Origin of the sequence: Rahnella sp. ChDrAdgB13, from assembly GCF_017655185.1 — a bacterium.
Taxonomy (GTDB): domain Bacteria; phylum Pseudomonadota; class Gammaproteobacteria; order Enterobacterales; family Enterobacteriaceae; genus Rahnella; species Rahnella contaminans.
Map to the genome: position 1 here is coordinate 1 of NZ_JAEMGT010000172.1, position 2,981 is coordinate 2,981.

The 2,981-nt window shown below is 50.4% G+C and carries 2 protein-coding genes and 1 pseudogene; all 3 read right to left on the reverse strand.

Features of this window, described 5'->3' with window-relative positions:
• Positions 1-67: 67 nt before the first annotated feature.
• Positions 68-1,357 (reverse strand): annotated as a pseudogene (gene fhuE, locus J8X26_RS25955) (ferric-rhodotorulic acid/ferric-coprogen receptor FhuE); the annotation flags it as partial.
• Positions 1,358-1,447: 90 nt separating this feature from the next.
• Complete coding sequence (locus J8X26_RS25960) at positions 1,448-2,572, reverse strand: phage integrase Arm DNA-binding domain-containing protein (protein WP_208952432.1); 1,125 nt, start codon at positions 2,570-2,572, stop codon at positions 1,448-1,450.
• Positions 2,556-2,798, reverse strand: coding sequence for an excisionase (locus J8X26_RS25965; protein ID WP_152326569.1), 243 nt, complete (start codon positions 2,796-2,798; stop codon positions 2,556-2,558). Before J8X26_RS25965 ends, J8X26_RS25960 begins: the two co-directional genes overlap by 17 nt.
• Positions 2,799-2,981 lie beyond the last annotated feature (183 nt).

Here is a 2,981-nt window from a genome sequence, read left to right on the forward strand (position 1 = left end):
GCCACCAAACGAATCAGAAAATCGATACTGGAAAAACTCTAACGCGGTGGCCAGTTTTTGTTGACCACTACACACTCGTGTCATATTCTTTGTCGAACAGGTTGTTCACGTTGGCCTGCACGGCGAGTTGTTTCGTGACCTGATAACGGCTGAAGAGATTAACCACGGTGTAGCTGCCTTGCTCGGCGTAACGGGTGCCGTTGCCGCTTGGGCCCGGCACATCCTGCCAGACGTGAGTCTGCCAGTTCGCGCCGCCGCCGACGGTCAGATCCTGCAACATCGGCAGACGATAGCTGGTGAACAGTTTCAGCTGCGTGCGCGGCAGTTGCGGGTTAACCGCGTCGCTGTTCTCGTCTTCGGCAATGTAACGGGTGCCGCCGAACGTCATCTGCCAGTTGTCGGTCAGCGCGCCATTCAGTTCGAATTCAATCCCGCGGCTCACCGTGCCGTTTTTGCCTTCGTACGCTGTATCGGTCGAGCCTTCGATGGTGCGGCCGGTACTTTGCGCGACGTTATCGAGTTCCGCACGGAACACCGCAACGGATGCGGTCAGGCGGCTGTTGAACCAGTCGGATTTCACGCCCGCTTCGTAGTTTTTGCCGATTACCGGCGACAGATACGCGCCGTTGATATCGCGGTAAGTCTGCGGCTGGAACACCGACGTGTAGCTGGCGTAGGTTGACCAGGTATCGTTGATGTCGAACACCAGACCGGCGTACGGCGTGATGTTGTTCTTCTCAATCTGAGCCGTCAGGGTGTCAGAATTCCAGTTGGTGTAACGCGCACCGACAATCAGATGCAGCGGATCGGCCAGCGAAAGACGCGTGGCGACGTACGCGGATTTCTGGCGGATAACATCCCGCTCAGCCAGAGAACGCGGACCCCAGTCAGTTTCCGGGAACTGGCTGTTGTAGTCGTTAAAGTTACCCAGCTCTTCGGTCGAAATATTGGCGAATGCGCTGTAATAGGTATTTTGTTGTTTGGAATAACTCACGCCGGTCATCAGTTCATGCTGACGGCCAAACAGTTCGTACGGGCCGCTGGCAAAGGCGTCCACGCCATCGACTTTACGTTTACCGGTGTTGTAGCCGGTCCCCGCGACGACCGGATAACCGGCATAAGCGGATTCGCCCACGCCGGTGGTTTTATCGAATGTCCCGTCGATGTACATCATTTTGCTGTCGATAAGGGATTCAGTATGCGTGCCGTTCAGCGTGGCCTGCCAGCCGTTATCGAAGGACTGTTTCAGGGTGGTGAAAAGTTTGGTGGTCTCTTTATTGCTGTAAGCCCAGTCCGGCGCGGAGTTGAAACCACGGCGGTAATCGGTTTTGCTGCCGTCGAGATACCAGCGCGGCATGCACGCGGAGGGGTAATGCTTTGTATTAAAATATAAAATCCTTCTCCCAGCAAAACCCCTGCAAAACTCCTCAGCAAAACCGGTTACAGGCTATACAGCTACTTCTTTCCACTCCTTCCCACGGTCATCGTTGTATTGTTCGGTCATTTTGATATTTTTATGACCCAGCAAAGTCTGAGTGTCCACACCCTGACTTCTATATAGACGCTCAGATAAGGATCTTTGTTCATGGAAGGTTGGAGGCGTACCGCTTTTGAAAGCGATCCCTGAAGCCTCGCGCGCGGTGGAAAATCCCTTCGACAAAGTATTTTTCTTTATGCTGTCTCCTCTGGCGCTTACGCCATGAACACGATGGTGATGCAAAACCCATTTACTTAATACAGCATCCCTACATTCTGCGATAACATCCCGTAAGCTCATATTTAATGCATCACAACGTAGTGAAAGAGGTATGGCAACTTTTGCCCCTGTTTTTTCTTGAATAATATGCAATTTATCATCCCAGATATCTGAGAATTTCATAGAAACAATATCACCAACACGCTGACCGGTAATGATTGCCAGGAGCATTGCGCGTTGCATGAAAACGGGTTGTTTTTCAGCCGCAATGTATATTTCTTTCCATTCCGAAAGAGAAAGCCTCTGCCTTGCGACTTTTGCTCTTGGTTGCTTAGTTGCCTTGGCTGGGTTGTATCCAGCGGGAACTTCTCCTGCATGCTGAGCTTCTTTAAAAACATCAGCGAGGACAGAGCGCACCATTTGCGCCATTCTTCCTTGTCCTTTCTCAATATAAATATCCAATATGCTTGCAATATCTCTGGCACCTACTTCTGGCAGACTCTTTATTCCGCACTGACTAATGAACGCGCGTAATGCTGGCTCCCGGAGGCGTGCTGTCCGTTCTTTTATTTCACCCGCTTTTACACGTTGTTGTAAAATCTGGCGGTATTTATCAGTCCAAGTATTTGCAGATATTCCGCTATTAACATTTCGGCTTATTTCATTTCTAATTTTTAGAAAATTAGCTAACTTTTGTTCATTAAGTCTGATATTGGCCTCAGTAGCAATTGCCGTTGCTTCTGATTCATTATCTCCGAGACCGTGAAACTTTCCCGTGACCGGGTGCTTATAGCGCCAGTAGACCTTTTTGGTTCTGGCGTCGGTATAGCAGGAGAGACCGGGAATATTCACGTTGTATTTACGTGGACGAGCCATCTTCGAGAATCCTTTTTAAACGTGGATTATCATCCTTCCTGACCACGGGCTTATCGGCCATGCCAATAAAGCGCGCTGACGCTTCAACACGCCAGCACCGCCCAGCCTTGAAGGGTGGTGGAGATATCATGCCGCTCTTTGCATACTTCATCAGGGTTGGCCTGCTTGGTATTGGATCTGAGAATTCATCCTGAGCCCATGCATCTAACGTTAATGTTCTCGCCATAAATCACTCCACACGTTTAGTTATAGCCGGCTGCACACCGGCTTACTGGCTGATCCGAAATCGGCCATAATATTTCCCAGCTCGCCACCAGAGCATTTTCTCCCCTGGCGCCATTGCTGGCGCAAATTCAGCTGGTACAAACCACAAATTCAGCATTCGTTTCACGTAAACCCGCCTGACGAA